The sequence below is a fragment of the Sphingomonas sp. UNC305MFCol5.2 genome (assembly GCF_000712135.1).
Taxonomy (GTDB): domain Bacteria; phylum Pseudomonadota; class Alphaproteobacteria; order Sphingomonadales; family Sphingomonadaceae; genus Sphingomonas.
Window position 1 is genome coordinate 599,189 of sequence record NZ_JOOE01000002.1, and the last position, 26,804, is coordinate 625,992.

Annotated in this window: 18 protein-coding genes; 10 read left to right on the forward strand and 8 right to left on the reverse strand. The window is 63.9% G+C overall.

Annotation, left to right across the window (positions count from 1 at the left end; genetic code table 11):
• Positions 1-57 precede the first annotated feature (57 nt).
• From BR78_RS0109965 to BR78_RS0109980, 4 genes are read left to right on the forward strand one after another with little or no spacing between them, the layout of a single operon-like run.
• Positions 58-1,368, forward strand: a complete 1,311-nt coding sequence (locus BR78_RS0109965; RefSeq protein ID WP_231478246.1) for an O-antigen ligase family protein — start codon at positions 58-60, stop codon at positions 1,366-1,368.
• On the forward strand, positions 1,346-2,131 hold the full coding sequence (locus BR78_RS0109970) for a polysaccharide biosynthesis/export family protein (protein ID WP_231478229.1): 786 nt from the start codon (positions 1,346-1,348) through the stop codon (positions 2,129-2,131). The genes BR78_RS0109965 and BR78_RS0109970 overlap by 23 nt, the downstream gene beginning before the upstream one ends.
• Before the next feature lie 10 nt (positions 2,132-2,141).
• The gene (locus BR78_RS0109975) at positions 2,142-4,373 is read left to right on the forward strand and encodes a GumC family protein (RefSeq protein WP_231478230.1); all 2,232 of its coding nucleotides are present in this window, start codon (positions 2,142-2,144) and stop codon (positions 4,371-4,373) included.
• Complete coding sequence (locus BR78_RS0109980) at positions 4,370-5,656, forward strand: hypothetical protein (RefSeq protein WP_025560884.1); 1,287 nt, start codon at positions 4,370-4,372, stop codon at positions 5,654-5,656. The genes BR78_RS0109975 and BR78_RS0109980 overlap by 4 nt, the downstream gene beginning before the upstream one ends.
• A 310-nt stretch (positions 5,657-5,966) precedes the next feature.
• Here BR78_RS0109980 and BR78_RS0109985 read toward each other — a convergent pair whose 3' ends face one another.
• Positions 5,967-8,216: a glycosyl hydrolase family 28-related protein gene (locus BR78_RS0109985; RefSeq protein ID WP_025560885.1), complete on the reverse strand. Its 2,250-nt coding sequence runs from the start codon at positions 8,214-8,216 to the stop codon at positions 5,967-5,969.
• Positions 8,217-8,384: 168 nt separating this feature from the next.
• On the opposite strand from BR78_RS0109985, the gene BR78_RS0109990 reads away from it, so the two are divergent.
• Positions 8,385-9,659, forward strand: coding sequence for an MFS transporter (locus BR78_RS0109990; RefSeq protein WP_025560886.1), 1,275 nt, complete (start codon positions 8,385-8,387; stop codon positions 9,657-9,659).
• On the opposite strand, the gene BR78_RS0109995 is transcribed toward BR78_RS0109990, so the two are convergent.
• The 3 genes from BR78_RS0109995 to BR78_RS0110005 all read right to left on the reverse strand — a co-directional run bounded on the left by BR78_RS0109995 (position 9,656) and on the right by BR78_RS0110005 (position 13,940).
• On the reverse strand, positions 9,656-10,042 hold the full coding sequence (locus BR78_RS0109995; protein WP_025560887.1) for a response regulator: 387 nt from the start codon (positions 10,040-10,042) through the stop codon (positions 9,656-9,658). The genes BR78_RS0109990 and BR78_RS0109995 overlap by 4 nt on opposite strands.
• 68 nt (positions 10,043-10,110) lie before the next feature.
• Positions 10,111-12,558: a tetratricopeptide repeat-containing sensor histidine kinase gene (locus BR78_RS0110000; RefSeq protein ID WP_025560888.1), complete on the reverse strand. Its 2,448-nt coding sequence runs from the start codon at positions 12,556-12,558 to the stop codon at positions 10,111-10,113.
• Positions 12,558-13,940, reverse strand: coding sequence for a putative bifunctional diguanylate cyclase/phosphodiesterase (locus tag BR78_RS0110005; RefSeq protein ID WP_025560889.1), 1,383 nt, complete (start codon positions 13,938-13,940; stop codon positions 12,558-12,560). Before BR78_RS0110005 ends, BR78_RS0110000 begins: the two co-directional genes overlap by 1 nt.
• A 499-nt stretch (positions 13,941-14,439) precedes the next feature.
• Between BR78_RS0110005 and BR78_RS0110010 the strand changes: the two genes are divergently transcribed.
• Positions 14,440-15,756: a UDP-glucose dehydrogenase family protein gene (locus BR78_RS0110010; protein ID WP_025560890.1), complete on the forward strand. Its 1,317-nt coding sequence runs from the start codon at positions 14,440-14,442 to the stop codon at positions 15,754-15,756.
• On the opposite strand, the gene rfbB is transcribed toward BR78_RS0110010, so the two are convergent.
• Together rfbB and rfbA are read right to left on the reverse strand one after the other, a co-directional pair.
• Entirely contained in the window at positions 15,757-16,815 is a 1,059-nt protein-coding gene (gene rfbB, locus BR78_RS0110015) for a dTDP-glucose 4,6-dehydratase (protein WP_025560891.1), read from the reverse strand.
• Positions 16,812-17,693: a glucose-1-phosphate thymidylyltransferase RfbA gene (rfbA, locus tag BR78_RS0110020; protein ID WP_029936374.1), complete on the reverse strand. Its 882-nt coding sequence runs from the start codon at positions 17,691-17,693 to the stop codon at positions 16,812-16,814. The genes rfbB and rfbA overlap by 4 nt, the downstream gene beginning before the upstream one ends.
• 182 nt (positions 17,694-17,875) lie before the next feature.
• On the opposite strand from rfbA, the gene cysD reads away from it, so the two are divergent.
• The 4 genes from cysD to BR78_RS0110040 all read left to right on the forward strand — a co-directional run bounded on the left by cysD (position 17,876) and on the right by BR78_RS0110040 (position 22,782).
• Positions 17,876-18,781, forward strand: a complete 906-nt coding sequence (gene cysD, locus BR78_RS0110025; RefSeq protein ID WP_029936375.1) for a sulfate adenylyltransferase subunit CysD — start codon at positions 17,876-17,878, stop codon at positions 18,779-18,781.
• Positions 18,778-20,691, forward strand: coding sequence for a sulfate adenylyltransferase subunit CysN (cysN, locus tag BR78_RS0110030; protein WP_029936376.1), 1,914 nt, complete (start codon positions 18,778-18,780; stop codon positions 20,689-20,691). Before cysD ends, cysN begins: the two co-directional genes overlap by 4 nt.
• Positions 20,688-21,407 carry a 3'(2'),5'-bisphosphate nucleotidase CysQ gene (locus BR78_RS0110035; RefSeq protein ID WP_029936377.1) on the forward strand — a complete coding sequence of 240 codons (720 nt, stop codon included), beginning with the start codon at positions 20,688-20,690 and terminating at the stop codon, positions 21,405-21,407. The genes cysN and BR78_RS0110035 overlap by 4 nt, the downstream gene beginning before the upstream one ends.
• Positions 21,408-21,648: 241 nt before the next feature.
• Positions 21,649-22,782 carry an SET domain-containing protein gene (locus BR78_RS0110040; RefSeq protein ID WP_037566444.1) on the forward strand — a complete coding sequence of 378 codons (1,134 nt, stop codon included), beginning with the start codon at positions 21,649-21,651 and terminating at the stop codon, positions 22,780-22,782.
• Positions 22,783-22,818: 36 nt separating this feature from the next.
• Here the strand turns inward: BR78_RS0110040 and BR78_RS0110045 are convergent, their stop codons facing one another.
• Positions 22,819-24,663: an ATP-binding protein gene (locus tag BR78_RS0110045; protein WP_029936379.1), complete on the reverse strand. Its 1,845-nt coding sequence runs from the start codon at positions 24,661-24,663 to the stop codon at positions 22,819-22,821.
• Complete coding sequence (locus BR78_RS0110050) at positions 24,663-26,534, reverse strand: putative bifunctional diguanylate cyclase/phosphodiesterase (protein ID WP_029936380.1); 1,872 nt, start codon at positions 26,532-26,534, stop codon at positions 24,663-24,665. Before BR78_RS0110050 ends, BR78_RS0110045 begins: the two co-directional genes overlap by 1 nt.
• Positions 26,535-26,804: the final 270 nt, after the last annotated feature.

A 26,804-nucleotide genomic window follows, 5' to 3' on the forward strand; every position in this document is an offset into this window, starting at 1 on the left:
TCGGGGCAAAACCAAAGTCCGCGGCCGATCCTGTACCTCCTAGTGATATTGTTGATCGTGCTCCTGGTGGCGGGCGGCGCTTCCCGGGCGGACGCCGCGGGCCAGGCGATTGCGCGTGGCGCGGCAATGGCGGCGCTCGCAGTGGCGCTCCTGTTCGGCGTGCGTCCCATTGCGTTTCCCGCGCCGCTTCGTCCGATCTTCTTTCTTTTGCTGGTCACGATCATGCTGCCGCTGATCCAGCTCATTCCGCTGCCACCGGCTGGGTGGCAATCCCTTTCAGGCCGCGAGATATTCGCGGCTGCGGCCGACCTGAGTGGCCAGCCGCAGCCTTGGCGGCCATGGTCCATCGCTCCCGATGCGACGCTCAATGCGGCGGCATCGTTGCTCGTCCCCCTGGCCATGCTGCTGATCGCGAGCCAACTGGCGGCGAGCGACCGCGGGCGCCTGCTGGAGTGGCTGCTCGGCCTTATCGCCTTATCGGCGCTGGTCGGCCTGATTCAGCTCTCCGGCAACGGCTTCGACCATCCGCTGCTCAAGAACGTGAAGTGGGAAGTGAGCGGGCTTTTCGCCAATCGCAATCACTTTGCCTTGTTCATTGCGATGGGCGTCCTCATCGCGCCCGTATGGGCGGTGCTCGACGAGAGGCGCTTGCGCATCCGCGGAGTAGTGGCGTTCGCCCTGGTGGCCCTTTTCCTGCTCATTCTCATCGCCAGCGGTTCACGCTCGGGTCTGGTGACGGGGGGGATTGCCTTGGCTGTGGCCTTGATCCTGGTCCGACGCCCGATCCTGGTGGCATTGCGCAAATATCCGCGTTGGATCACCTGGATGCTGCTTCCCACCACCGTGCTCCTGATCGGAGTGCTTGTCTCAGCCAGCATCGAGGCGGATCGCGCCGTCAGCATTCGGCGCGTACTGGATCTCGACGCCACGGGCGAGCTGCGCCAGCGCACATTGCCCACGGTGCTGTCCATGACGAAGGACTATTTGCCGTTCGGCACCGGCATGGGCAGCTTTGATCCGATATTCCGGATGCACGAGCCCTTCGACCTGCTCAAGCCGACCTACTTCAATCACGCGCATAATGACTTCGTCGAGATCGTGCTGGACGGCGGCCTGTTCGGGCTCGCGCTGCTTATCGCGGGGATAGGCTGGTGGGCCTGGGCCAGCCTGCGCGCTTGGCGGGCGCCGCCCAATTCGGGAGTCCTGGTCGCGCGGACGGGTTCGGTGATTTTGCTGCTGGTCATGATCGCCAGCGCATTCGACTATCCCGCCCGCACCCCATTGATAATGGCCGTTATTGTACTTGCGGCAATCTGGCTCGGCTGGGGTGACGAGAGGCGGGGGGATGCTTCTTTACCGCGGCTATGACTGCATCTATAGAGACGGCCCTTCGTCCATCCAGAAGATTATTCCACACATGCGTCAGATCCCCCTCGCCCTGTGCCTCGTGATCGCGACGGCTGGATGTGCCCGAAATCTCCCGCCGCTTCAGTCGACGGCTGATCTCACGGTGGTGCCGGGCGCCACCAACCTGCCCGCGCCCGTACGCAGCGACCTGATCGCAGCCGACCGTCCGGCACTGATTGGTCCACTCGACACGATTGCCGTCGAGGTAGTGAGCATTCCGGACTTCAGTCGCGAGCTCCAGGTCGATGCCAGCGGCCGCATCGCCATGCCATTGGCGGGGACTATCGACGCGCGCGACAAAACTGCCGAAGAACTCGCCCGGACGATCGAAGCGGCGTTGCGCGCGCATTATGTCCGCGACCCCGAGGTGGTGGTCAATATCAAGAACTCGGTGAGTCAGGTTGCCACCATCGATGGTCAAGTGGTCGAACCGGGTCTGTATCCCGTCACCAACCAGATGACGCTGATGCGCGTGATCGCTTCGGCCAAGGGGCTCACGGAATTCGCGCGCCAGGATGATGTGGTGATCTTGCGCACGGTAAACGGCCGCCGAATGGCGGGCCTGTACAACATCACCGCCATTCGCCGGAGCGCGTACGAAGATCCGCCTATTTACGCGAACGATGTGATTATCGTTGGCGATTCTCCGCAGCGGCGCCTATTCCGCGATTTGGTGGCGCTCTCGCCAGTGATTGCCGCGCCATTGATCGCGGTTCTGCAGTAAGGATTTTCTGGTGAATCTTGCTTCGAGCCTGCGTCCAGATGTGGCGCCTGGCGCACCCGTGGATTTCGAAGGACGCACCGCAGATCCGGGGCATGTCCCCCTGATCCAGCAATATTTGCGTATCGTGTTGCGCTGGCGATACGTTATCGTCGGCGTGACTGCTGCCTGCGTGCTGCTGAGCTTGATCGTCACCTTGCTGATGACGCCGCGTTATACGGCGGAGTCGACGATTGAGATCGCACGTGAATCGGAGCGCGTGACGAATTTTCAAGGCGTCGAGCGCGAAACCAGCATCGCGGACCAGGAATTCTACCAGACTCAATACGGCCTGTTGCAGTCGCGCTCGCTGTCCGAGCGCGTGGCAACCCAGCTGAAGCTGATCGACGACCCCAGTTTCTTTGCCATGTTCGGGGCATCGACCGACAATCCAGCTTTCGAACAAACCAGCGGTCAGTATCGCGCGCAGGGCCGCCCGACGCGCTTGCGGATCGCAGGCGAAATTCTCCGCAAGAATTTCTCCATTTCGCCGGTCCGCCTGTCGCGCCTCGTCAATATCCGGTTCACAGCTCCCGACCCCGCTTTTGCGGCCCGTGTCACCAATGCCTGGGCGGAGAATATCATCCAGACCAACCTGGATCGCAAAATCCAGGCGACTTCCTATGGACGCAACCTGCTCGAACGCCAGCTGGCCCAGGCAAAGGAACGGCTCGACGCGTCGCAGCGCCAATTGGTCAACTATGCGTCACAGCAACGCATCATCAATCTTCCGGCCCAGTCTACCGGCACCGGAGTGACCGCGGAGCGTTCGATCGTCGCCGACAATCTCGCAGCGCTGAACAGCTCTCTGTCGCAGGCTGTCGCGGACCGCATCCAGGCCGAGGCGCGCTATCGCCAGCTCGGGGGGGCGGGCGCATCGACCGAAGCACTGCGTAACCAGGCTATCAATACGCTGCGTCAGCGCCGGGCCGAACTGGCGGCCGAGTATCAGCGGCTGATGACTCAATTCGAGAGCGGCTATCCGCCCGCCCGCGCCATCCAGTCGCAAATCGAGCAGCTCGATCGCAGCATCGCGCGCGAAGAATCGCGTGTCTCGGGATCGTTGCTCGCCGACTACCGCCAGGCGCAGGCCCGCGAGCAGGCGCTCAACGCCCGTGTCGAGCAACTGAAATCCGACTATCTCGGCCTGCGCAACCGCAGCATTCAGTATAATTTGTACCAGCAGGAAGTCGACACCAACAGCGCCCTCTATGACGCGCTGCTGCAGCGTTATAAGGAAATAGGCGTTGCCGGCGGTGTCGGCATCAACAATATCTCAATCGTAGATCCGGCGGACGTGCCGCAGCGCCCATCCAGCCCCAGGCTGATGTTCAATCTGTTGCTGGCGCTGGTGGCAGGTCTCGGCCTCGGTGCCCTGCTGGCTCTCGCACTTGAGCAGATGGCCGAAACGATCGATGATCCGGCCGAACTCGAGCGCCGGCTTGGCCTGCCCTTGCTTGGCGCCGTACCCAAGGTCGAGGATGCCGATCCAGCGGCCGTGCTGCTCGATCGCAAGTCGGATCTGGTCGAATCCTATCTCGGCGTGCAGACCAACCTTGCCTTCGTGACGGAGCACGGCGCGCCGCGTTCACTCGCCGTCACCTCGACACGGCCGGCCGAGGGCAAATCCACCACGTCGCTTGCGCTCGCGACCATGTTGGCGCGCGCGCATCGCAAGGTGATCCTGATCGACGGCGACATGCGTTCGCCTTCGGTACATCTGTTGGGCAATGTCAGCCACGATGTCGGTCTCAGCAACTTCCTATCGGGGCAGGAGGACATTACCTCCCTCACCTTCCCGATGACGGAATTCGGCATTGCGGCGATGACTTCGGGCCCGTTGCCGCCGAATGCGGCCGAACTTCTAACCGGCAACCGGCTGTCGGTGCTTATCGAGCGCCTTCTGGAAACCTATGACCACGTCGTGATCGACTCGCCGCCGGTAATGGGACTTGCCGACGCTCCGCTCATCGCCAACCATGTTGAAGGGGTCGTCTACGCCGTCGAATCGCACGGCATCCGTGTGAGCCAGGTCAAGATCGCGCTCTCGCGGCTGTTCAGCGCCAATGCCCGTGTCTTTGGCGCAGTGCTCACCAAATTCGAAACCAAACGATCCAATTACGGCTACGGCTATGGCTATGAATATGGCTACAACTACGGCCGTGACGGGCTGGCCAAGAGCAAAAGCGCGCGGCAGCAGGGATGAGGCCGCTCGTCGCCCAGCTCAGGCGGCGTTCGCTCGCCGAGTGGGGAGCGAGGATCCTGCTGACGGCAATCGTCGGCGTGATCGGCTATGGAGCGGTGACGCAGTCACTCGCCAATTCGCTGTCCGATCGCAAGTCGCACTTGGCATTGCGGCTTGCACCCTATGACGCCCGGCTGCTGGCGGAGGAAGCACGCGCACGGACGCTCGACGAGCTCGCAAAAATCTCCGCCGGAGCGAAATTGAACGGTGAGGCGCAAGCCCGGCTCAACGAGGCCGAAGCCCTCGCCCACCAGGCGCTGAAGCGGGATTCGATGGCGATTCCCGCAGTGACGACGCTCGGCACCCTGGCCCAGCTGCGTGGCGACTTGCCGAAAGCGCGGCGTTGGATGAAATATTCCGAACAGCTGTCGCGGCGCGATCTCGCTACGCAGCTGTGGTTGATCGAAGACGCGGTGGGGCGCGAAGACGTTGCCGACGCACTTCACCATTATGACATCGCGCTGCGCGTAAAGCGCGGTGCATCCGATCTGCTCTTCCCCGTTCTGGCCCAGGCGAGTACCGACCCGGAAATCGCCTCCGAGCTGGTACGGACGCTTTCGGCAAAGCCGCTTTGGGGCGAGCAGTTCATAGCTTTTGCGGCTTCCAAGACGCCGGCGCCGAATGCCACGGCGCGACTGTTTCTGGCATTGCGGCGTGCCGGCGTGCCGATTTCCGATGCTGCATCGGGCGCGCTCATCGACGCCCTGATCACGAAGGGCCAGGTCGAGGAGGCATGGGCGTATTTCTCCCGGATTCGTCCCCGTGCGGATCGCACGCGCTCGCGCGATCCGAACTTTACCGCTTCGATCGCGCGCGCCAGCCATTTCGACTGGGTGACGGCAGGGGACGGTGCAGGCCTGTTTGCCTCGATTCAGCGGAGTGGCGACGGCGGGTTGCTTGATTTTTCTGCGCCGGCAGGCGCGGGAGGAACATTGGTCTGGCAACTGCAGATGCTGCCGGCAGGCCGTTACGTCCTCGAAGGCCAAAGCGTCGGCATCGACCAGCCCGAACGTTCTCGCCCCTATTGGGTTGTGACGTGCCGTGCCGATGGGCGCGAACTCGGCCGGGTCGTCATGCCCAATTCAGCCGAGAATGCCGGCCGGTTTGTTGGACATGTCACCGTTCCGCCGGGCTGTACCGCGCAGATGCTGGTGTTTATCGCTCCCGGCTCGGACGCCGTGGGCGGCCTGACCGGCCAGCTCGAATATGTCCAATTGCGCCCCGCAATAGACGCAACTCAGTGAGGCCTTCATCTCGGGGGACCGCGCAGAGAGAGCGGATATGATCGAGTTTGGGCGCGCTCCGGCATTGTGCAGTTACTGCGGGCCTTCGCATGTGCTGGTCCGTGAAGACGTCGCCTCGGAAACCCTGCTGGCTTGCCTGAAATGCGCAGTGCCGATCGGGACTGCTGCCGAGGTTTGCGGTTTCGATCTTTTTAGCTTCCCTGACCAGCTTGAGCGTCTCATCCCCGCTGACGCCGGGCCGCCTTCCCATCCCCCTCGCACCTAGCGCTTGCCCCTAGTCCGCGCGTCCTCAATTAGGCGCGGCAAAAGATCACCGACCCGGATATGCGGTAATGCGGAACGTGAAGCCGGGGGTCGTGAATAAGGTGGCGTTGGTGACGTTCCGAAGCGCCAGACTCACTTCGTCCGTGCCGCTGTAAAATGGCATCAGCAGGAAGCCACCCGCATTGGTGACCTCGCTCTCGTAGCCCACAACAAGCTCATCGGTCGGCTTTACGCCCGGCAAGGGTCTGGCGGCGAGCACGGCACCGGTCAGTGAAGCATAGCTGGTGTCCGGGAAGACGCCCGTGACCGGGACGCCGGTCAGGCGGGAAAGTGTCAGGTCCGTAATGCCGCTGCACCGGGCGGCGATGGCAAAACGGTCATCGAATACCATCGAGCGCGCGACATGGAATTCACGGACGGTCGTCGGAGCGCTCTCGGTCGCGACGATGCCGAACGCCCAGCTATTGGTGTTGCGCGTATCGCTGATCTCGTCGTCGATTGTCAGGCGTCCGATGCGTCCGCCTTGCGCTAGCATGAGCCAACCGACCTTCGTGACTGCCGGCACCGTACCGCCGTCGGGATTGCGCCAGCGGTTGCGCGAGAAAGTGACCGCCTCACACGTGGTCGTGCGGTCCGTGATGATATAGGCGCCGCGCGTGAAGCCGCTTGCGCCGTTGCCCATCACGTCGATCATGCCGAAATTGGCAGCTTGCAAGCTGATGCCGATGGCCTGACTGGCCCGCCCGCTCCGCGACGGGGCGCGCTTCATCTCGTTGCGCGCGACGATCAGGCTCTCGATCGGAGCGACTGTGCTGTCGGTGCCAAAATACTGGATGCCGGTCGGCAAAGTCAGATTTGCTACGTTGGTGTCGTCGGCGGACATGTCGATCAGGTTGTCGGCAATCTCGACGAGCCGCGGCGGCCCCTTCCCGCCGGAACCGTCGAACGCGATGTCGACGCCACAATATTTGATGCGGCGAAGAATATTACCGGTGACCTTCACTGCCTCGACCCGACTGTAGCCGTTCTCGGTAACGAAGAAGCCGCGATTGGCCCCGTCAACCAGATTCCCGCGCAAGATCGTGTTGGAGCCATGCGTCTCGATCGCCGAGTTGACGCCGCCGAGATTTGCCGGGGTCGGCGCATAGATCAGCGCGTTTCGCCAGAAACAGCCCTCGACCAGCGCATCGTCGCACCACAGGAAGATACTGGAATGGTCGTAGGTGTCGAGCCCAAGCTCCAGGAAGTTGCAATCGAGGATGCGCCAGCGCCGACCTACCCCCGCGGACCCGACACGCCCACAGATGATGACCGAGACACCTCCCTGATTCTTGAAGGTACATTCCGAGATAGTGACGTCGTCGGCACGTCCGGCGTTTCCTTCCCAGAAAATCGCTGCCTGATGATAACGCTTGTATCGCTGTTCTTGAGTGAGACGTGTATTGGAAGGATCGGGCGAAAAATAGTTATTCCTGGCATTCATATCGAAGGTTACCCCTTCGAATTTTACATTGGATAGCGCTTCTTCACTATAAAATACCGCAAAATTCTGGGGACGCGACCGTGACGAGACATTGTCGGCAACTTTTAGCGTAGCTCCGCTGCCGATGAGGCAGACATTCGACTTCATCCTGAGTGCATATTTCAGGGTCTGTCCAAAAATGGACGATCCGATATAGCTTGAGGCGAGCGTGGCAGGCGTGACGGTATAGGTGCCCGCCGGCAGCATTATTTGAACCGTGTCCTCGTCACTCAGGGTACTCGCATGATCTATCGCTGCCTGAATCGCTGCGGTGTCGTCAGCGGACCCGTTGCCTTTGGCCCCGAAGTCTTTGACGGAAATCGTCTCGCGGCTCTTGTCCTGTAAAGTACGCGGAACCGCCGTGTCTCCCGCCTGATGGAAAACCGCTTCGCCGGAACCGTCACCCGCGCCCGGTTGCGCGAGCAGCGCGGGATCGATCGGATCTATGTCGCGCAGGAGCGCGCCCGCCGCGGTTTGCAGAACGCCGCGGTATTGAAGCGACCTATCGAAATAGATCTCCGGGAACCGCCCGCTCGCGTCCGCAACGACAGGATTGCCGTGCAGCGTCGTCAGCGCCGCCGTTGTGTAGACCGGTTGCGGACTGGTGGTGGCGGTCGCATAGAAATACCATCTCGCACCTGCTAAGGGGGACGAGTTGGGATAAGTTGCGGGGGACAGATCCGCGAGAAGCTCAGCGGCTATGGCGTTTCCCGACGGTACGCCCACGGCGAGGGCCGCGAGCAGATGCCGGCGCGAGGGTTGATGGATCTTCATCGTGAGCCGCTCCGTGGTTCGCGTGAGTGTGATAGCCGCGCCGCCACCACGAAGGCACCAAAAAGCTGCGTAACGAGTTGGAAGCAAGGGGTGACGCGGAAACGGGGCCGTGGTGTGTGACCTCTGCGCTACTTCCCGGCGCGCGGAGCGCCGTTATAGTGCGCGGCGATGGCATCCCCTTCCCCTGCGCGGCACCGCCTGCGATCGATCCTCGGCGGCTCGGCCGGCAATCTCGTCGAATGGTATGACTGGTATGCCTATGCGGTGCTCGCCACCTATCTGGCGCCGCATTTCTTCCCCGACGACGCGTCGAAGGACCTGAACGCCTGGGCAGTGTTCGCCGTGGGCTTCTTCATGCGGCCGATCGGCGGCTGGCTGATGGGAGTCTATGGCGATCGCCACGGCCGAAAGGCGGGACTGACGCTTTCAGTTACGCTGATGTGTATCGGCTCGCTGATGATCGCGCTTACTCCCGACTATGCGACGATCGGCTCGCTGGCCACGGTCTCGCTGGTCGTCGCACGGCTGATCCAGGGCTTGTCGCTCGGCGGCGAATATGGCGCAAGCGCGACCTACCTCTCCGAAATGGCGGGCAAGCGGCACCGCGGATTCTTCTCCAGCTTCCAATATGTCACGCTGATCTCGGGCCAACTCACCGCGCTGCTCGTATTGCTCGTGCTGCAAGCTTCGATGCCGGAGAGCGATCTCAAGCAATGGGGCTGGCGCATTCCCTTCGCCGTCGGCGGCGTATTGGCAGTGATCGTATTCTGGCTGCGCCGACGGCTTGCCGAAACGGAGAGCTTCGAAAAGCGGGATACCGCGCGCAAATCCGGCTTCGGCGCATTGTTCCTCGAGCATCCGCGCGAGGCCGTGGTGGTGATGCTGATGACCGCCGGCGGCACGCTCGCTTTCTATGCCTATACGATCTACCCGATCGCCTTCCTCAAGAAGACCGCCGGCTTCTCGGATGCGATGGCGACGCAGGTCAATGCGGCGGCGCTGTTCGTATTCATGGCGATCCAGCCGCTCGCGGGGGCATTGTCGGACCGGATCGGGCGCAAGCCGCTGATGGTGGGATTCGGCTTGTTGGGCGTGCTGCTCACCTGGCCGATCTTCACGGCGCTCGAGAATGTCGAGACCGCGTGGCAGGCATTCTGGCTGATGACGGGAGCGCTGGTGATCGTCACCGGCTACACCTCCATCAACGCCGTCGTGAAGGCGGAGCTCTTTCCCGCGCATATCCGGACGCTCGGCGTCGCGTTGCCCTATGCGCTCGCCAACGCGATCTTCGGCGGCACCGCGCCCTATGTGGCCTTGTGGTTCAAGGACGCGGGCTGGGAGCGCGGCTTCTACTGGTATGTCACCGCCATGATCGGGATTTCGCTGATAACCTATCTCAGGATGCGCGATACGGCGAAGCATAGCCGCATCGTCGAGGACTAAGCGAGGATCCCGCCGTCGCGGCTGGCGAGCACGCGGCCGATCGAATCGAACAGCGCATCCATCGCCACCGGCTTGAACAGCACGTCGTCGGCGCCGAGCCCCATGCAGCGCTCGCGCAGATCGACTGCGGTGTCCGCGGTGACCACGATGATCGGCAGTTCGCCTTTCTCGTCGTCACGCGCGCGGATACGGCGGATCGTCTCGAAGCCGTCAGTGCCCGGCATGCGCAGATCGACCAGCACGACGTCGAAGCTTTCGGCATCGATCCTCTCCAGCCCCTCTTCGGCCCAGCTCGCCTCAGCCATGGTCGCCCCGGCGACGTCGAGCATGTCCTTCACGACCCGACGGTTCATCGGATCGTCCTCGATGAAGAGGATGTTCATTGGCTGCCGCCGGAGCGGAGCGAGGGAAAGGGGGCGACCATTTTTATCATATAAAGTGTGCTATCGCGCTAAGCCGCCTGCGACACAAGCGGGTCAGGGGCGCCCGGTCCAGAATTTTCTTCCGTGTCCGGAATGATCGCAGCGACCAAGGCGGCGCCGGCGATCGGCTTTTCGATGACCTGACCGATACCTGTAGCGAGAAGTTGCGACCGCAGCTCGATGTCGGGCTTCATCCACAGGACCGCGCATATTGCGGGCGCGCTCGCCGCAGCGAGCGTGGTCACGGCCTCCAGCACTGCGGCGTCGCCTGCCTTGAGCGTCGCTTCATCGAGCAGCAGATGGGTCACGCCTCCCTCCTGGATCATCGACAGCGCCTCTTCGGTGGTGGCGGCGAAACGCAGCGAGGCCGTTTTCGGCTCTAGCAGGGTGCGCAGTATGCTGCGAGCGATCGGGTTGCGATCGAGGATCACCATCGTGCCCCCGGCGCGCGTATCGGATGCGGCCTCGGCAGGCGCCTCGGCGGCCACCAGCGGCAGATCGACGGTAAAAGTGGCCCCCTGCCCTTCGACGCTCTCCACTGCGATCTCGCCGCCCAGCGCACGGGCGAGGTTGCGGCAGATGGTGAGGCCGAGGCCGGTGCCGCCGAACTGGCGCGTGGTGCCGGCATCGACCTGGCGGAAGGATTCGAAGACTTCCTCGAACTTGTCGGTCGGGATGCCGATGCCGGTGTCGGTAACGACGAGCCGCAGCCGGCGTGCGTCACCTTCCCCCTCGGCGACGGCGCGCAGGGTGACGCCACCGCGTTCGGTGAACTTGATGGCGTTCGACAGGAGATTGAAGACGATCTGGCGGAGGCGCCCCGCGTCGCTGACGATCCAGCCCGGCGCGTGGGTGAGTTCGAGCCGGAAGGTGAGACCCTTGCCGCGCGCCTGCTCCTCCCAAAGCCGCGTCACTTCGCGCAACGTCGCACAGAGGTCGAGCGGTACGGCCTCGACGGTGAGGTTGCCGGTCTCCATCTTGGCGACGTCGAGAATGTCGTCGACGAGGCTGCGCATCGTCATCCCGGCGCCGTGGACGATGCCGATGCGATCGCGTGTCTCGGCCTCGAGCTTCGGATCGGCGAGCATGACCTGCGTCATGCCGAGGATGCCGTTGAGCGGCGTGCGGATCTCGTGGCTCGTGGTGGCGAGGAACTCGGTCTTGGCCCTGAGCGCCTTTTCGAGCGCGACATTGGTGTCGCCCAGCACGACGTTGGTCGCGCGGATCTGGTTGCGGCTGCGGCGAAGCGTGATCAAGCCGAAGCTCAGCAGCGCGATGATGACGAGCGTGGCGCCGCCGATGCTGAGGAACAGGGTGCGCTGGAACGCGGCGGTGCGGCGAGCCTCGTCGGTCTTGAGCTTCTCGATGGCCGCCTCCTGGCGGGCCGAATTGAACCGTGCTGCCATCAGCGCGGCACCGGTCGAAGTGGCGACCTTGGTGGTTTCCTCGTCGAGGCGTTTCATAGCCTCGAGATGCGCCAAGGCGGATCGGATATCGCCTGCATCGCGCAAGATTTCATATGCGTAGAAATGCGAAATACGGAAATCGCCGGTAGTCGTGGTCAAATCCACGCCACTGAAGCATTCGCGGATGAGTCGCACGGCAGCGGCCTTGTCACCCCGGTCCGCCGCCAATCTGGCACTTGTGGCAAGCAAGTGTCGTCGCAAGAGGTCGGCATCGGAGGCACTGACCAGTTTGAAGCCCCGCGCCAGCGTGCGATCGGCTGCTTCAAAGCGCTTGAGATCAACCTGGTTGCGCGCGAGATTCACCAAAATGCGCGCCTCCAGCAGAGGCTTGTCGAGCTGGCGCGCGATCAGGAGCGCCGCTTCATATTCCTTTTCAGCCTCGGCACTTCGGCCCAATGTGGCAAGAATATTCCCGCGACGGTTGCGAAGTGAAAGTGAAAGTGTCGGGTCCCCGTCATATAGCTCTGCGGCCTGACGATAATATTGTTCGGCGCGGTTATTGTCGGTTGCGACGCTGTAGAGCGCCCCGATGTTCTGAAGCGCCATTGCCTGGCTACGGAGCTCTCTGGTGGCAGAGAAGATGCGGAAAGCTTCCTGATAATTGGCCAGTGCCTTGACTGCATCGTTGCGCTGCATATTCAACGCGCCCTGCGACATGAGCAGGTCGCCACGCAGCTTCAGCGGCTCGCTGATCCCGCTGATCAGCTTCAGCCCATCGATCAGCAGCGGCGCGGCGCGCTCGGCAGCATCGCTGCGCAAATGGGCTTCCGCGCCCAACCAGCGCGCGGTGGCGAGCGCAAGGGCGCGCTGGCGTTGATCAGGAAGGCGCTGCGCCATTCCGTCAATGAGACCGACATGGCGCAGCGCCTGTGCCTGATCGGTCATCATGCTTTCCTTGGCCGCCTGGATCTGCGCCTGGAGCGGCTTGGGAAAGGGCACCTCGTCAGCAAGGGCCGGCAGGCTCCAGACCAGAAACAGAGTTAGCGCGAGCGAACGAAACAGCGCCCGCATCACGCGCGCTTCCAGAAGCTTTCGGGCCGGATGAAGGACTGCACATTGGCCGCGCTGGTGAGATGGGCCTCGTCGGCAAGATATTTGCGGAAGGCGTCGAAGCCGAGCGGGCGCGAGAGAAGGTACCCTTGGACCATATCGCAGCCCATCACGCTGAGCAGCGCAAGCGCCGACGGCGTCTCCACGCCTTCGGCGGTGACTTCCATCTCGAGCGCGTGGGCGAGATCGATGGTCGAGCGGACGATCAGCGGATCGCGATTGCTGCTGGTCAGCTGCATCACGAACATCTTGTCGATCTTGAGCTCGTTCGCCGGCAGGCGCTTGAGATACGCGAGCGAGGAAAGCCCCGCGCCATAGTCGTCGATCGCGAGTTGGACGCCGATATCGGCGAACGACTGGAGATGCTGGATCGCGCTGTCGGGATCGCGGATCACCGCCGTCTCGGTGATCTCGAAGCCGAGCTTGGCGCCGCTGATCGAGACGATCGCGCAGGCTTCCTTCACGAAGTCCGCATCGGCGAGCAGCATGCCAGAGATGTTGAGGAACAGCGTGATGTCATGGCCTTCGGCGGCGAAGCGCTTCTGATCCGCGATCACCTGATGCAAGGTCCACATCGTCAGTGAGCCGATCTCGCCAGCCTCTTCGGCGACCGAGATGAAGTCCCCTGGCAGGATCAGGCCGCGCTGCGGATGCTGCCAGCGGACCAACGCCTCGGCGCTGGCGATCTCCTGACGCCGGATATGGACCTTTGGCTGATATTGCAGAAACATCTCGCCATTGGCGATCGCGCGAGGAAGTTCGCGCATCAGCGTCAGACGATCGAAGGCGAGGTCGGTGCGCGACAGATCGAGCATGACGACCTTCTTTTCGCTGCGCGCCTGATCGAGCGCCGATTCGGCGGCCTCGGTAAGGCGGACATCGTCGCAATCCTCGCACGGTGCCGCCGCCACGCCGAACTGCATCTGAAGCTGATATGCTTCGCCGTCGAGATCGAACGATCGGGCCAGCGCCTTACGCAGCCGATCGATGTCAGCGGCGCCCTCTTCGGGCGCCTCGCGTTCGAAGCCGATCTCGATCAGCGCGCGGCCGGCAGTAAGGATCCGGACGTCGGGAAGTACCTCCGCGACTCGCGCCGCAACGTCTAGAACCAGCGCGTCGGCGCGCGGCCGACCGAGATGGCGACGCAGAGCCGCGAAATTCAGAATCTCACATTGGGACAGAATCCGCCAATAACCCGATTGGGGGCGGACGGGCTTTTTACCCTCGGCCAGGCTCGCGGACGTGGGTGCGCGCAGGGTCGTCGGCGCGTCAAGCGCTTCGCGCGCATATGCTCTGGACGCACTTCGTGCATCGCTTTTCGCTGCGATTCCATTGGCTTCCATCGATGAAGCGGTCGCGCGCGACGCTACATCCCCTATGGGCACCGAGGGCTCAGACCCGCCTGACATGGTTGCAGGACTACGATCAGACCCTTGAAGGAAGGGTTAAATCGAAGCCGATTGACGTTTTCCAACCTTCGCTATTCCGCAGAAATCCTGATTGATTCGTTGTTAATCTCTCCTTAACCAGTCGAATTGCGCGTTGTTGCGCGCCGATGGGAGATCAATGATGTTAGCGTTTGACCTTCTTTTCCGCGAAAAGGGCACCGGCGAAGACATTCGTCCGTTCTGACCTTACTCGTCACTTCCGGGCCGGCAGTGAGGCGCCTTCAGCTGTGAAGGCGTGCTGACCGGCCCGGACGACTTTTAGGAAGCGGCTGGGACTCAGCCGCTTTTTTGTTGCCCGCAGAAGCTGCGCTGGCGGGGCCAGCGCCTATCCCTCCCCTTGCCCTCCGCGCGCTCTTGGTTAAGGCGCTACCGTTCCGATATTGGAGGATTGGCATTGCGCATCGCGATGATCGGCACGGGATATGTGGGGCTGGTTTCTGGCGCCTGCTTCTCGGACTTCGGCCATGAGGTCGTCTGCGTCGACAAGGACGCGCGCAAGATCGAGTTGCTCCATCAGAATGTGATGCCGATCTACGAGCCCGGCCTCGCTGAACTCGTCGCGTCGAACGTCAAGGCCGGCCGCCTCACCTTCACCACGGACCTGGGCGCGGGCGTCAAGGACGCCGACGCAGTGTTCATTGCGGTAGGCACCCCCAGCCGACGCGGCGACGGCCATGCCGACCTTTCCTATGTCTATGCCGCGGCGCGCGAAATCGCGGAGAACCTGACCGGGCCGAGCGTGATCGTGACCAAATCGACCGTTCCGGTGGGCACCGGCGACGAAGTCGAGCGGATTCTCGCCGAAGTGGCGCCCCACAGCGGCGCCAAAGTCGTTTCGAACCCCGAATTTCTGCGCGAGGGTGCGGCGATCGAGGACTTCAAGCGGCCCGACCGCGTCGTCGTCGGCACCGACGACGAAGACGCACGTCAGGTGATGCGCGAAATCTATCGGCCGCTGTCGCTCAACCAGAACGCACCGATCGTCTTCACCGGCCGCCGCACTTCCGAACTGATCAAATACGCCGCCAACGCGTTCCTCGCGGTCAAGATCACCTTCATCAACGAGATCGCGGATCTCTGCGAAGCCGTCGGCGCCGACGTGCAGGAAGTTTCGCGCGGGATCGGCATGGACAATCGCATCGGCGCCAAATTCCTCCACGCCGGCCCCGGCTATGGCGGCTCGTGCTTCCCCAAGGACACATTGGCGCTGCTCAAGACCGCGGCCGACAACGAAACGCCGCAACGCATCGTCGAGGCGACAGTACAGGTAAACGACGCCCGCAAGCGCGCGATGGGCCGCAAGGTGATCAAGGCGATGGGTGGCGACGCGCACGACAAGACCGTCGCGGTGCTCGGCCTCACCTTCAAGCCGAACACCGACGACATGCGCGATGCCCCGAGCCTGTCGGTGATCGCGGCGTTGCAGGACGCCGGCGCCACGGTGCGCGCTTACGATCCCGAAGGTGTCGAGCAGGCACGGCCGATGCTTCCCGGAGTAGAGTTCTCCGCGAGCCCCTATGTCGCGGCAGAAGGTGCGGACGCGCTGGTGATCGTCACTGAATGGGACGAATTCCGCGCGCTGGATCTCGGCCGGATGGCCAAGACGCTGAAGACGCCGCTTCTGGTGGACCTGCGCAACATCTATCCGCCGGCCGAAGCGGCGCGCGCCGGGTTGAGGCTGGTGGGCGTCGGCAAGCCCAAAGCGGGCTGATCAGGCGACTTTTCCGAGCCGTTCGCCGGCGTATTTCGATGCGCGGATCGGCTCCCACCACCAGCGATTGCCAAGATACCAATCGACTGTTCGGGCAAGCCCCGATGCGAAGTTTTCCCGCCGCGTCCAGCCCAGTTCGCGCTCGACCTTCGCAGGATCGATCGCATAGCGGCGATCGTGGCCGGGACGATCCGCCACGAAGCTGATCAGCGACCGGCGACTCATTCCGGCCAGCGGCTGACGCTCGTCGAGAATGTCGCAGATCGATTCCACGACGCTCAGATTGGAAGCCTCCGCGCGGCCGCCGATCAGATAGGTCTCGCCCGGCCTGCCGCGCGTCAGCACGCGTTCGAGCGCTTCGGCGTGATCCTCGACATGCAGCCAGTCGCGGACATTCTCGCCGCGGCCATATACCGGCAGCGGCTTGCCCTCGAGCGCATTGAGGATGGTCAGCGGGATCAGTTTTTCGGGGAAGTGCCAGGGCCCGTAATTGTTCGAGCAGTTCGACAGCACCACCGGCAGGCCATAGGTCTCGTGCCATGCGCGGACGAAATGATCCGATGCCGCCTTGGACGCCGAATAAGGCGAGGATGGCGCATAGGGCGTCGTTTCGGTGAAGACGCCGCTGTCGAAGGGCAAGTCGCCGAACACTTCGTCGGTGGAGACATGGTGGAAACGGAAACCTTCCCGCTCGCGCGCCGGCAGCGTGCGCCAATATTCGAGCGCGGCATCGAGCAGTCGCACCGTGCCGACGACATTGGTTTCGACGAACGCTGCCGGGGAATCGATCGAGCGATCGACGTGCGTCTCTGCCGCCAGGTGCATGATGCCCTGCAGCTGCTCGTCACGCAGCAGGCGGAGTACGGTCACGGTGTCGGCGATATCAGCCTCGACGAATCGGAAATTGGGCGTCGCCTCCACGTCGCGGAGCGATGCGCGGTTGCCGGCATATGTCAGCTTGTCCAAGCAGACGACATGATAGCCGCGCGCGACCAGCAGGCGACATACTGCCGAGCCGATGAACCCGGCCCCGCCGGTGACGAGCACACGCCGGATCATGCGGCGTCCTGCACGCACCGGCGGAGATAGTCGGCATAGCCGGTCTTGCCCATCATCGCGGCGCGATCGAGCATCGCGTCGGCGCCCAGATAGCCGAGGTCGAAAGCGATCTCTTCGGGGCAGGCGATCTTGATGCCCTGACGGTGCTCGATCGTGCGGACGAACGCGCCCGCCTCGTGCAAACTGTCATGCGTGCCGGTATCGAGCCAGGCATAGCCGCGGCCGAGGCGATTCACGGTCAGATCGCCGCGATCGAGATAGGCGCGGATCACATCGGTGATCTCGAGCTCGCCGCGTTGCGAGGGCTTCAGGGCGCGGGCGATCGCGGCCACGTCGCGGTCGAAGAAATAGAGACCGGTGACTGCCCAGCGCGATGCGGGGTTGGCGGGCTTCTCGACGATATTCGTGGCGCGGCCGGTCTCGGGATCGAAGCTGACCACCCCGTAACGCTCGGGATCCTCGACCTGATAGGCGAAAACCGTCGCGCCGCCGGCCGCCGCCGCTGTCGCGGCCATGTGGCCTTTCGCGCCCATCGCGTCGCCATGGAAGATATTGTCGCCGAGGATCAGCGCCGCGGGGCCGCCGGCGAGGAATTCCTCGCCGATCAGGAAGGCCTGGGCGAGCCCCTCGGGCTCCGGTTGCACCGCATAGCTCAGGTTGATCCCGAACGCGACACCGGTCCCCAGCAGCGCCTGGAACATCGGCAGGTCGCGCGGGGAGGAGATGATCAAGATGTCGCGGATGCCCGCCAGCATCAGTACCGAGAGCGGGTAATAGATCATCGGCTTGTCGAACACGGGCAGGAGCTGTTTCGAGATCGACAGCGTCGCCGGATAGAGCCGCGTGCCCGATCCACCGGCGAGGATGATGCCCTTCACGCCGTGTGGCTCCGGCCTGCGATCACCGCTGCGGCGGAAATGACCTGACAATTTTTCTTCTCCGCTCCGAATTAGGAACGCCTCGCAATCGAGGCCCCCTCCCCCCTAGATCCACGCTGTCAAATAGCGGCAGAAGGTTCACGAAGCTTTAGCCGGGCAATATAGTGCAATCGGGATTCGACTTGTCTCTTCCACCCCTCACTCATCTTCAGCGCCTCGAGGCCGAGAGCATCCACATCCTGCGCGAAGTGGTCGCCGAGGCGGAGCGGCCGGTGATGCTCTATTCGATCGGCAAGGACAGCGCCGTGATGCTGCATCTGGCGAAGAAGGCATTCTATCCGGCGCCGCCGCCCTTCCCGCTGCTCCATGTCGACACGACGTGGAAATTCCGGGCGATGTACGACTTGCGCGACAAGGCGGCGGAAGCCGCCGGGATGCAGCTGATCGTGCACCAGAATCCCGACGCGCTGGCGCAGGGGATCAACCCGTTCGACCACGGCAGCCTGCACACCGACCTGTGGAAGACCGAGGGTCTGAAGCAGGCGCTCGACAAATATGGTTTCGACGCGGCCTTTGGCGGCGCACGGCGCGACGAGGAGAAGAGCCGCGCCAAGGAACGCGTCTTCTCGTTCCGCACGGCCAGCCACCGCTGGGACCCCAAGAACCAGCGCCCCGAGCTCTGGCACCTCTACAACGCCCGGAAAAACAAGAGCGAGAGCATGCGGGTGTTCCCGATCTCGAACTGGACCGAGCTCGACATCTGGCAATATATCCTCGCGGAGGGGATCGAGATCGTGCCGCTCTATTTCGCCGCACCGCGCCCGACGGTCGAGCGCGACGGACTGATCCTGATGGTGGACGACGAACGCTTCCGGCTCGAGCCCGGCGAGACGCCGGTGGAACGATCGGTGCGGTTCCGCACGCTTGGCTGCTATCCGCTGACCGGCGCAGTCGAGAGCGAGGCCGCGACGCTGGAGGACGTGATCCAGGAGATGCTGCTCACAACGACCTCCGAACGCCAGGGCCGCGCGATCGACCACGATCAGGCGGCGAGCATGGAGAAGAAGAAGCAGGAGGGCTACTTTTGACCTCCTATCGCCCCGACGCGCTGATCGCGTCCGACATCTCGGCATATCTGACACTGCACCAGAACAAGTCGCTGCTTCGCTTCATCACCTGCGGCTCGGTCGACGACGGAAAATCCACGCTCATCGGGCGCTTGCTCTACGATTCGAAAATGATCTTCGAGGATCAGCTCGCAAGCCTCGAAGCCGACAGCAAACGGCTGGGCACGCAAGGGCAGGAGATCGACTTCGCATTGCTGGTCGACGGGCTCGCCGCCGAGCGCGAGCAGGGCATCACGATCGATGTCGCCTATCGTTTCTTCGCGACCGAGAAACGCAAGTTCATCGTCGCGGATACGCCTGGGCACGAACAATACACCCGCAACATGGTCACCGGCGCCTCGACCGCCGACCTCGCCGTCATCCTGATCGATGCCCGGAAAGGCGTGCTTACCCAGACGCGGCGGCACAGCTACCTCGCGCACTTGCTCGGCATCCGGCACATCGTGCTCGCGGTGAACAAGATGGACCTGATCGGCTATGATCAGGCGGCCTATGACGCGATCGTCGAAGACTATCGCAGCTTCGCGGAATCGATCGGAATCAAGGATTTCACGCCGATTCCCATCTCGGGGTTCAAGGGCGACAATATTACCGGATTGTCGGCCAATACGCCGTGGTTCGGTGGGCCGGCGTTGCTGGAACAACTGGAACAAGTGGACGTCGAAGTTGACACCGACCGCGCCCGGCCGTTCCGACTTCCGGTGCAGTGGGTGAACCGCCCGAACCTCGACTTTCGCGGCTTTGCCGGATTGATCGCGAGCGGTTCCGTGAAGCCGGGCGACACGGTCCGGATACTCCCGTCAGGCCGGACCACCACGGTCTCGCGGATCGTCGCGATGGGCGGCGACCGTAGCGAGGCCGGTGCGGGCGAATCCGTCACGCTGACGCTGGCCGACGAAATCGATTGCTCGCGCGGCGACGTGATCGCGGCAGCCGATGCACCGCCGCAGGTGGCCGATCAGTTCAAGGCGACGATCGTCTGGATGGACCAGGCCGATCTGCTGCCCGGCCGCGCTTATTGGCTCAAGCTCGGCACGCAGACGGTGAGCGTGACCGTTCGCGAGCCCGAGCATGCGATCGACGTCAACACGCTCGCGCATGTTTCGGCGCGCACGCTCAAGCTCAACGACATCGGCGTCGCGGAAATCGCCGCGGATCGCGGGATCGTCTTCGAGCCCTATGCCGACAGCCACGATCTCGGCGGGTTCATCCTGATCGACAAGGTGTCGAACGCGACCGTCGCGGCGGGCATGCTGCACCATGCGCTGCGGCGCGCGCAGAACGTGCATTGGCAGGCAGTGGAGATCACGCGCGAGGCGCATGCCGCGCAAAAGGGTCAGCGCGCGCGCCTGCTCTGGTTCACCGGGCTTTCGGGCTCGGGCAAGTCGACCATCGCCAATCTGGTCGAGAAGAAGCTGCACGCGATGGGCAAGCACAGCTTCCTGCTGGACGGCGACAATATCCGCCACGGGCTCAACCGCGATCTCGGCTTCTCCGACGCCGACCGGGTCGAGAATATCCGCCGCGTCGGCGAAGTGGCCAGGCTGATGACCGATGCCGGGCTGATCGTGCTGACGGCTTTCATCTCGCCCTTCCGCGCCGAGCGTGAGATGGTGCGCGCGATGCTGCCCGAAGGCGACTTCTTCGAGATCTTCATCGACACGCCGATCGCGGAAGCCGAGAAGCGCGATCCCAAAGGCCTGTATCGCAAGGCACGCGCAGGCGAGATCGCGAACTTCACGGGCATATCGAGCCCCTATGAAGCGCCGGAGAATCCGCAGATCCGGATCGACACGACGAAGGAGACCCCCGAGGCCGCCGCCGAGCGCATCGTCGAGACGATCATGGGAACGTGGAGTCCGGTGATTTGACCGACGCCGAACTCGCACGCGACATCGCCGCCGAGGCGGGGGCGCTGTTGCTGCGGATCCAGGGCGACTGCGCGGGCGGCGATCGGGGCGACCGCGAGGCCAATACGCTGATCCTCGCGCGGCTGCGGGAGGCCCGGCCCGACGATGCGATCCTTTCCGAGGAGTCCGCCGACGATCTCGCCCGGCTGGATCGAAGCCGCGTGTGGATCGTCGATCCGCTGGACGGCACCCGCGAATTCGCCGAGCGGCGCGATGACTGGGCGGTGCATGTCGCGCTGGCGGTCGACGGCCGCGCGGAGAGCGGTGCGGTGGCGCTGCCGAAACTGGGCCTGACGCTATCGAGCGACGCCCCTCCCCCCCTCCCCGCGCCGCAGGCGCCGCCGCGGTTGCTGGTGAGCCGGACACGGCCGAGCGCCTTGTGCATCGACGTGGCGGACCGGATCGGTGCCGAGCCGGTCGGCATGGGCTCGGCCGGCGCCAAGGCGATGGCGGTAGTGCGCGGCGAGGCCGAGATCTACCTCCACACCGGCGGGCAGCATCAATGGGACAATTGCGCGCCCGTCGCGGTGGCGCTGGCAGCGGGGCTGCACGCGTCGCGGATCGACGGCTCGCCGATCGTCTACAACCAACGCGACACGAGCATCCCGGATCTGCTGATCTGCCGGAAGGAATGGGCGGAGACAGTGCTGGCGGCGGTGAAGGATTGCGCCGCCTGAATCCTCCCTCGCTAGAGACGACATAAGCTGAAATCCTCCTTCCGTTCGTTTCGAGCGAAGTCGAGAAACCTCACGCGTTCACGGGACCCGTTTCTCGACTTCGCTCGAAACGAACGGGGTGAGGTGGCCATCAGACTATAAAGCGAGGGAGAATTGGAGCACGACTCGCGGATTTCCGCGGAGTCGCGCGTGGACGAGAGTCAACGGACATGGTAAACGCCGTCTCGGGGAGGGGCGTTTCTTGGGCATCTGGTTCCTGCTGGCGATCGGCTTCAGCTTCGCGGGCTATGCCGCATACCTGCTGGGGCTGCGCCGCCAGACCATCCGCCCCAATCGCGCATCATGGCTGATCTGGGCGACAGCGACCACGCTCGAGGCGCTGACCTATGCCGCGGTGAACCCCGGCGCGCCGCAAAGCTGGGTGTTCGCGCTGTCCGCCGCTGCTTGTATTCTGGTGACGATCGGCATCTGGCACCGTTCCGCCTGGTCGCCGCCCTCGCCCACCGACACTTTCTGCATCGCCGCCTGCCTGACCGCTTTGGTGCTGTGGCTGGTTTTTCGAGAGGCCTTCTGGGCGCACATGCTGGTGGTTGCCGCGGTGCCGGTGAGCTTCTGGCCGACCTGGGCGAGCATCTGGACCGATCGTTCGCGCGAGCGATCGCCCGCCTGGGGGCTATGGACGTTCGGCGATCTCGCGACCCTGTTGATCGCGGTGCGCGGCGCCGAGCTCGGGGTGGCCGAGCTCGGCTACATCCTGGTCGAATTGCTCTGCCATGCCAGCGTGTGGTTCCTGATCGGGCTGGCGACAATCAACCCGCTGCGATCGTTCGGCGTGCGTCGCGGCGGGCTCTTCCTCTTCGACCGCTATCGCCCCTCTAACAATCTTTTCAGAGTCGGCGAGAACCATCTGGGCAAGGCCGTGTTCGCGGCGACGGGTTTCGTCGAGGGAGACGTGCTGCTTGAATTCACCGGCCAGCGGCTGCGCGCGGACCAGGTGCCGAGCCGGATGCGCGGGCGCGGCGATCGCTTCGTCCAGGTGACGCCGGATCATTATATGGGGCCGTCCGGCCGGCTCGACGATCTGGTCAACCATAGCTGCGCGCCCAATGCGGGGCTGCGCTTCGGCGATGACGGCGTGTTCCTGGTGGCGATCTGCGCGATCGCGCCGGGCGAGGAGATCAGCTGGGACTATTCGACGACGTTGCGCGAATCGAACTGGCACATGCTCTGTCAGTGCAAGACTCCCGGCTGCCGGCGCGTGATCGGCAATTTCGATTCGCTGGATGCGGAACGCCAGGAGTGGTTCCGCACGCGCAATCTGGTGGCGCCGTATCTGCAGCGGGACGAAGTGACGGAGAAACGGGCGGCGGGCTGATTCTGCAGTGCTCCTGCGAAAGCAAGAGCACGAATGTCAGGCCGCCAGTTCCTCCGCATCGGCCACGGGCGCGGCACCCAGTCTCAAGATCGCCCTCGCTCCCATCCCCTTGCCGTCGCTCAACACCTCGAGCGTGCCGTCCATCGCAAGCATCGAATTGGCACACCAGTGAAGCCCGAACCCGCCGGACTTGTGCGGGCGTGTCGAGAAGCCGCGCTGGAACAGCGTCGGCGCCAGCGCGGGATCGAAGCCCTCGCCATCGTCGCGGATGACGATTTCGACCTTGTCGCCTTTTTCCTTGATCGACACGGCGATGCTTCCCCCGCCTTTGCCCGTCGCCGCGATTGCCTCAGCCGCATTGGAGAACAGGTTTCCGACCACCTGGCTGAGGATCACGCGGTTCGCCAGCACCCAGTGCGGCTTGGCCGGGAAGCTGAAGGCAACCGAGTTCTCGCCCGAATAGCGCGCGATGGTGGCGTTCTGGGCGACGATGTCGCTGATGTCGCAGGTGGCGAGGGGCGGACGCTCATGCGCCGCCTCCTGCTGCTCGCCGATGATCTGGAGCACGTGGCGCAACGCATCGCGCCCGACGCCGAGCTGCGCGCGACGATCCTCACGCTCACGCTCGATCGCATCGAATGCGGCGGCGAGCAGAGCGACCAGTTTCGCGCGGCGATCCGGCGCCACGCTGTGGTCGGCGAGCTCGGCCAGCGCCTTGTCGATCGTCGCGCGATTGATCGCGGCGGAGCGATCGAGCCCCTGGCTCAGCACCGTCGTCACCGGGTTCAGCGCGTTGCGGACATTGTGCATCACCGCGACCGCGCTTTCGCTCCGGCCGAGCGTGAAGCTCTGCACCTCGAGCTGCTCGCGCAGATCCTTGAGCTGCCGGAGCATCGAGTTGAAGCTGGTGACGAGGCTGCCGATCTCGTCGTCGCGCGAGCGCCCGGTGAGCAGGCTCAGCGTGCCCGAGCTTCGGACCAATCCCATATGGCGCTCGACGCGATGGAGCGGCTGCAGCACCAGCCGCGTAATCACCCGCCGCAACACCAGCAGCAGCACCGCCAGCAGCAACGTCGACGCGAGCACCGCGAGGACCAACATCCGCTTGCCGAGCATCGAGAGATCGCGCGGCACGCTGTAGGCGGCAGTGGCGATCGCGCGGCGGTCGGGCCCCGGCACCGGCACGGCGATGCGAGTGCGCGAGGATGTCGGGGTCACGGTCACCTCTTCGACCGGCGCAATGAAGCTCGCCTTGAGCTGGAGCAAGGTGCTCAACTGCGCCGAAGTCACTGTCCGCGCCATCAGCACATAGCCGCGCGGACTCCCGCTGCCGTCGCTGCGGCGCACCCGCGCGATACCGACCGCGGCGAGCGTGTCGCCAAGGCGGAGATAGAAGCCGGCCGAATTTCGACCCCGGAGCGCGCCCTCGAAATCAAGCCGTCGGATCGCGCCGATGAGCGCGGTGCGCATCGGCGGCACATCGGCCTCGTGTGCGACATCGATCCAGCGCGCGATCACGATCGAGCGATCGGAGCGGACATAGGCCATGCCGTTGACGTCGAGATTGACCATCGCCAGCGTCGAGAAGCTCTCCTCTTCGAACGCACGGCTGGGCGCGGCCATATAGTTCCACGAGGAATTCCAGTCGCCATAGTCGCGAACCGCATTCTCGACCTTGACCGCGAGATCTTCGATCACCGCCTGCGTGCGCGCGACATGCGCCGCCTCGGCCGTGTGCTCGAGATGGTTGAAGCTCGGCGTGATGACCGTCGCGAGCAAGAGCGTGAGCGTCGTCGCACCGAGCAGCCCGACACCGGTCAGTATCAGGACGAGCTGGGCGCCGAGCGACCGCGGCGGGCGCAGGCGCTCCGTATCCGGCATCAGCCGTTCGTCCCGTCGCCCGCAGCCTCGATCTCCGGGCCCGCTTCGGCAGAAAGGCTGCCCCGCTGCGCGAGCGCCAGCGCATCCTCGGCATCGACCGGGCGCGAGAGATGATAGCCCTGCATATGGCTGCAGCCGGCGACGCGCAGTGCCTGGAGCTGGGTTTCGGTCTCGACGCCTTCGGCCACGACTTCCAGGCCCAGCGCGCGACCGAGATGGATCACCGAATGGACGATCGCGGCGCTCTCGCGCTCGCGGCCCATGCCGTCGACAAAGCTGCGGTCGATCTTGAGGCAATCGAGCGCGAAGCGGCGGATATTGTAGAGCGACGAATAGCCGGTGCCGAAATCATCGAGCGCGATGCGAAAGCCCATCTGGCGGAGCTTGAACAGGATTTCGGCGGCGCGCTCGACATTGTCGAAGATCGCGGTCTCGGTGATCTCGATCTGGAAGCGTCCGGGCACGACGCCCGCGCTGGCGACGCGCTCCACGACATGCGCCACGAAATTGTGCCTGCGGAACTGGCGCGGGCTGAAATTGACCGAGACATATTGGCCCGGCCAGGTCTCGAGCGCCTCGATCGCGCGATCGATCACCCAATCGCCCAGTTCGTGGATCAGGTTCGATTCCTCGGCGATCGGAATGAACATCGCCGGCGGGACCATGCCATATTCGGGGCTGCACCAACGGATCAGCGCCTCGAAGCCGGTGATCTCCAGCCCGCGGCCGACGATCGGCTGGAAGACGAGCTTCAATTCGCCCTTGGCGATCGCTTCGGAAAGCCCGGTCTCGATCTGGCGGCGGAAGCGGATCGATTCGTCCATGCTCTCGGCGAACAGCCGCACGCAGCCGCGGCCCTGGCGCTTGGCCTCGTTGAGCGCGAGATCGGCGCGGCGCATGACGTCGACCGGATCGCCGATGCTGCCCGGCTCGACGACGATCAGCCCGACCGAAGCGCCGCCCTGCACCGAATGGCCGAACACCTTGAAGCTCGCGCTGCATGCCTTGAGCAGCCGCTCGCACAGCATCACCGCCTCGTCTTCGCCGGTCACCTGCATCAGCATCGCGAACTCGTCGCCGCCCAGCCGTGCGACGAAGCCGCCCGCGGGCACATTCTGCTGCAGGACCTCGCAGATCATGCGGATCAGCTCGTCGCCGGCGAGATGGCCCAGCGTGTCGTTGACCAGCTTGAAGCGATCGAGGTCCATCATCGCCATCGCGAAGCAATGCTCGCCTCTCACTGCCTGCCCCAGCGCATGAAGGAAGGCGAGCCGGTTGGGCGCGTCGGTCAGCGAATCATGGTTGGCCATATGGATGGCGCGCGATTCGTTCGCGGCGAGTTCGAGCTTCTGTTCCTCGAGCAACGCCATCGCCGCCTTGAGGTCGAGATCGACCTGCCAGCGATGGGCGAGCGCAGTCGCGGTCTGGAGGACTTCCTCGGCCTGGAAGGGCTTGGCGATGTAGAAGATCTTATCTGCCGGTCCCGCGGCGCGGCTGATGTCGATCGGCGAAAAATCGGAAAAGCCGGTGACGATGACGAGATTGATGTCGGGATCGACCAGGCGGATGCGGCGCGCGGTTTCCTTGCCGTCGATCCCGGGGGGCATGCGGATGTCGATGAATGCGACGGCATAGCGCTCGCCCGACCGGAGCGATTCCTCGACAGCGGCGACCGCGTCGAGCCCCTGCATCTTGTGATCGCAGACGAATTGGGGCGTCGGATCTTCGGGTTCGGCGGGCACGGCGTCGCCGAACAGTTCGGCGGCCATCGCATCCAGCACGGCTTCGCCATCGCTCTGGCGCGACGCCGCGAAGCACTGCCGATAGGATTCGTGCATTCCCGGTTCGTCGTCCACGATCAGAATGCGCACGATGCCCCAATCCCCTTTTTCCGCACCGAAACAAGGTAAGCGAACAGCGTTAACGCGGGGTAAAATTCGGTCCGGGCCCAGCGGTGGCGGCGACCGCACGTCGTTAAGACCCTGGTACAAACCCATAACGGATTACTCCCGAGCGGACTCCGCGCGATATGCGGTCTAGAAGTCTGTTCGCGGATGCCTCTGCCTCCCTGAGGCCTTCGCCCGTACCGAGTGCCGCCTCTCCTTACCGGAGGGGCATTGCCCAGGGAGCAAGCCGAAGCC